Source organism: Lactobacillus nasalidis, assembly GCF_016587775.1.
Classification (GTDB): Bacteria; Bacillota; Bacilli; order Lactobacillales; family Lactobacillaceae; genus Lactobacillus; species Lactobacillus nasalidis.
On record NZ_BOCG01000494.1, the window covers coordinates 1 to 4,452 of the forward strand.

The following is a 4,452-nucleotide window of genomic DNA, read 5'->3' on the forward strand; positions in this document are numbered from 1 at the left end:
GGCACCCATGCTGAAAACGTCGCGCAGGATGCCGCCGACGCCAGTAGCTGCCCCTTGGTAAGGTTCAACGGCCGTCGGGTGGTTGTGGCTTTCAGCCTTGAAGACCACGGCTTGCCCGTCGCCGATGTCAACGACCCCGGCACCTTCGCCAGGCCCTTGCAGAATCCGCGGGCCCTTGGTCGGGAAGAGGCGCAAAACCGGCTTGGACTTCTTGTATGAGCAGTGTTCGCTCCACATGGCTGAAAAAAGGCCGGTTTCAGTATAGTTTGGCAGGCGGTGCAAAAGCTTGTCGCAGATGTAGTCGTATTCTTCTTCAGACAAGCTCCAATCAAGGTAAGGCTTCTTTTCTTTAATTTCTTCTGGAGTCATTTCCTGCATCATTATGCTTTTACCTCCGCATGATCCAAAATTGACTTAAACAGGCGCAGGCCGTCGGTGTTGCCCAAAAGGGCCTCAACTGCGCGTTCCGGGTGAGGCATCATGCCCAAGACGTTGCCTCTTTCGTTGGTAATGCCGGCAATGTTGTTCAAGGAGCCGTTCGGGTTTTCCTTTGAGTAGCGGAAAACGACCTGGCCATTGTCTTCAATCTTTTGCAAGGTTTCCGGGTCGGCGTAGAAGGAACCGTCGGCGTGCGCGATCGGCAGGTTGATCTTCTCGCCCTTTTGGTATTCGGAAGTAAAGATCGTGTCGTTGTTGACTACTTCCAGTTCAACCGTCTTGCAGACAAACTTCAAAGAGTCGTTTCTCTTCAAAGCCCCTGGCAAAAGGCCTGCTTCCGTCAAGATTTGGAAGCCATTGCAGGTGCCGAAGACCGGCTTGCCGGCCTTGGCCATCTCCACGATGGCCGGCATGATGTTGGTAAAGCGGGCAATAGCGCCGGCTCTCAGGTAGTCACCATATGAGAAGCCGCCTGGCAGCATGACCGCGTCAAAGCCGTCAAGGCTGCTTTCTTTTGACGGCACGTAGGCAACGTCAGCGCCCACAACCGTGTGCAGGGCTTCATAGAGGTCAATGTCGCAGTTTGAGCCCGGAAATTGAATTACCGCAAACTTCATTATTTTTCCTCCAAGATCTTGTAGCTGTAGGTTTCCATGTTGAAGTTGACCAGCAGCTCTTCAGAAATTTCCTTGACCGTTTCGGCTACCGGCTTGTCATTGTCTTCGATGGTTACGTCGAAGAACTTGCCGACCTTGACGCCCTTGACTTCATCGTGGCCCAGGGAGTGAATTGAGTTGGTGATGGCTTCACCTTGCGGGTCAAAAACTGATTGCTTGTAAGTTACATAAATCCGTACAGTAGTCATTGCTTAATCCTCCTTGGCCAAAGCGTCCTTCAAGCGGGCCAAAACTCTTTCGTAAACATCAATCAAGTTGCCGATCTGCCGGCGGTAAACGTCCTTGTCCATGTGGTCCTTGGTTTCAATGTCCCACAGGCGGCAGTTGTCAGGTGAAAATTCATCGGCCAGAACGACTTCGCCGTTTGGCAGAGTGCCGAATTCAACCTTGAAGTCGACCAGTTCCATGCCGGCTTCTCTGAAGAGCTTGGTCAAAAGCTGGTTGACCTGGCGGGAGATTTCCCAGATTTGTTCATGTTCTTCATGGGTCAGCAGGTGGAAGGCGATCGCGTCGGATTCGTTCATCAGCGGGTCATGCAGGGCGTCGCTCTTCATAAAAAGTTCTTCAACCGGAGTGTCCAGCTTCTTGCCTTCTTCCTTCAAGCCATAACGCTTGCAGAATGATCCGGCCGCGATGTTCCGGGTAACGACTTCCAAGTCGATCATCTTGACCTTCTTGACCAATTGTTCGTTTTTGGATAAACGCTTGATAAAGTGCGTCTTAACTCCATGCTTCATCAAATATTCGAAAACCAGGCTGGAAATTTCCGCGTCAAGCTCGCCCTTGTTTTGGAAAACGTCATGCTTCAAGCCGTCCAAAGCCGTAGCGTCATCCTTGTAAACAGCGCGCAGCACTTCCGGATCGTCAGTGGTCCACATTTCCTTAGTCTTACCCTGATAAAGCAGTTCTGCCATTTTGAACCCTCCGATTAACACGAACTATAATAACGTTAACAGGAATTACTATTCGTAATTTCTTTCTTGAACTAAGGATAACAACTTAAAAAAGTTTGGTCAAGGGATTTGCGAACATTTTTAAATAAGGTTGCGCTTACAGTCGGATAAGTCCCAGCGCTTTTCTAAAAATGCCCTTATAGCGGAAAAAATTCGGAGCTAATAGCGAACAAAAACAGCAGCTCCTGCTTTGAGCTGCTGTTTTTCATCGTCTTTTTCTTTTATTTTCTATATTTGTAAGCTTGCGTGCAATTATTGCATTTAAACACTATTCCAAACCCAGGCGCTTGAAAATATCGTCGACATGGCGCAGGTGCCAGTGGTAGTCAAACGCATCATCAAGATCAGCCTTAGTCAGTTGCTTTTGAATGGTCGGGTCGGCTTCAAGCAGCGGCCGGAATGGCACTTGTTCTGCCCAGCACTTGGCCGTGTATGGCTGAATCAAGTCGTAAGCTGCTTCTCTGCTCATGCCGCTTTCAACCAGCTTGAGCAGTACCCGGCCGGAGTAGATCAAGCCCAAAGTCTTGTCCATGTTCTTCTTCATGGTTTCCGGGAAGACGTCCAGGTTGGTCAGGATCTTCCCCATCCGGTTGAGCATGTAGTCAAGGCCAATGGTGCTGTCTGGCAGGATCACTCTTTCAGCGCCTGAGTGGGAAATGTCTCTTTCGTGCCACAGGGTCACGTCTTCGTAGGCCGTCACGACGTTGCCGCGCAAAACTCTGGCCATCCCGCAGATGTTTTCAGAGCCAATCGGGTTGCGCTTGTGCGGCATGGCGGAAGAACCCTTTTGGCCCTTGGCGAAGTGTTCTTCAACTTCATGGATTTCCGTTCTTTGCAAAGACCGGATTTCCGTTGCGATGTTTTCCAAAGAAGTTGCGACCAGGGCGATGGCTGCGATGTATTCAGCGTGCAGGTCGCGCGGCAGAACCTGAGTCGAGATTTCCTGGGCGCGCAAGCCAAGCTTCTTGCAGACGTATGCTTCAACTTCCGGGTCGACTTCAGCGAAAGTGCCGACCGCCCCAGAGATCTTGCCGGCTTCCACGCCGCGGGCAGCATGTTCGAAGCGTTCCTGGTTCCGCTTCATTTCTGAGTACCAGCGGGCAAACTTCAGGCCGAAAGTGGTTGGTTCGGCGTGAATGCCGTGGGTGCGGCCCATGCAGACCGTGTCCTTGAATTCAAGGGCGCGCTTGGCCAGGATGTCGATGAAGTTCTGGATGTCCTTGCGGAGGATGTCGTTGGCCTGCTTCAATTGGTAGCCTTGGGCCGTATCAACCACGTCAGTGCTGGTCAGGCCGTAGTGAACCCACTTCTTTTCCGGCCCCAATGATTCGGAAACCGTCCGGGTGAAGGCAATCACGTCATGGTGCGTTACGGCTTCAATTTCGTTGATCCGGTCAACGCTGAATTTGGCGTTTTGCTTGATCTTTTCCACGTCTTCGGCTGGAATGTGGCCCAGCTTGGACCAAGCTTCGTCGGCAGCGATTTCTACTGCCAGCCAGCATTCGTATTTCTTTTCATCGGTCCAAATGGCACCCATTTCTGGTCTGGTATAACGTTCAATCATTTATTTTCCACCTTTAAAAAATTAACAATTACCTGCTTAATCATTATACATCCCAAACTTTGGTCGCGGCAATTTCCGCCAAAGTCTGGTCAACATCGTCCGTCAAAATGGTCACGTGCCCCATCTTGCGGTCCTTGCGGACTTCGCTTTTGCCGTAGTCATGGAAGGACCACTGCGGCTTTTCGGCAATCAGCTTTTCCGTACCGGCAACATGCTGGCCCAGCACATTGACCATGACGACCGGGCTGAGCAGCTTGATTTTTGGCAGCGGCCAGTTGCAGATGGCCCGGTTGTGGACGGCAAACTGGGAGAAGTTGCAGGCTTCAATTGAGTAGTGGCCCGAATTATGCGGCCGCGGAGCCAGTTCGTTGATGACGATCCGGTCGTCTTTGGTCACGAACATTTCCACGCCCAAGATCCCGCGCAAGTCGATCGCTTCCGCGATCTTGACAGCTGCATCCTGGGCTTTTTGGGCTAATTCTGGAGAGATCCGAGCTGGGACGATGCTTTCGTGCAAAATTTCTCCCTGGTTGATGTTTTCACTGACCGGGAAGACCGTGATCTGCCCGTCGCAGTTGCGGCCAACCATGACGGAGGCTTCCATGCGGAAGTCAACGAACTTTTCCAAAATGCAGTCCCCGCAGGCCAGGACATCCGCGGTTTTGTCCAGGTCAGCTGATTCTTTCAAAACCACCTGGCCCTTGCCGTCGTAGCCGCCTTCACAGGTCTTTAATACGGCCGGCAGACCTAAATCGCTGACGGCAGCTTCCAGGTCGGCCCGGCTCTTGACCGCTCTGAACTTGGCTACTTCACAGCCAGC

General features: G+C 51.8%; 6 protein-coding genes. All 6 read right to left on the bottom strand.

What is annotated here, in order from left to right; genetic code table 11:
• Nucleotides 1-381 (bottom strand): phosphoribosylformylglycinamidine synthase-related protein (locus lacNas_RS09590; protein ID WP_244661452.1); only part of this gene is annotated, 381 nt, incomplete at its 3' end.
• The gene (gene purQ / locus lacNas_RS09595) at nt 381-1,055 is read right to left on the bottom strand and encodes a phosphoribosylformylglycinamidine synthase subunit PurQ (RefSeq protein ID WP_201331300.1); all 675 of its coding nucleotides are present in this window, start codon (nt 1,053-1,055) and stop codon (nt 381-383) included. The genes purQ and lacNas_RS09590, both read right to left, overlap by 1 nt.
• Nucleotides 1,055-1,303: a phosphoribosylformylglycinamidine synthase subunit PurS gene (gene purS, locus lacNas_RS09600; RefSeq protein ID WP_201331301.1), complete on the bottom strand. Its 249-nt coding sequence runs from the start codon at nt 1,301-1,303 to the stop codon at nt 1,055-1,057. Before purS ends, purQ begins: the two co-directional genes overlap by 1 nt.
• Nucleotides 1,304-1,306: 3 nt before the next feature.
• The gene (gene purC / locus lacNas_RS09605) at nt 1,307-2,029 is read right to left on the bottom strand and encodes a phosphoribosylaminoimidazolesuccinocarboxamide synthase (protein ID WP_201331302.1); all 723 of its coding nucleotides are present in this window, start codon (nt 2,027-2,029) and stop codon (nt 1,307-1,309) included.
• A gap of 307 nt (nt 2,030-2,336) precedes the next feature.
• Nucleotides 2,337-3,632, bottom strand: a complete 1,296-nt coding sequence (purB, locus tag lacNas_RS09610) for an adenylosuccinate lyase (protein WP_201331303.1) — start codon at nt 3,630-3,632, stop codon at nt 2,337-2,339.
• 43 nt (nt 3,633-3,675) lie between these two features.
• Nucleotides 3,676-4,452: 5-(carboxyamino)imidazole ribonucleotide synthase (gene purK / locus lacNas_RS09615; RefSeq protein ID WP_201346811.1), on the bottom strand; the 777-nt coding region annotated here is incomplete at its 5' end.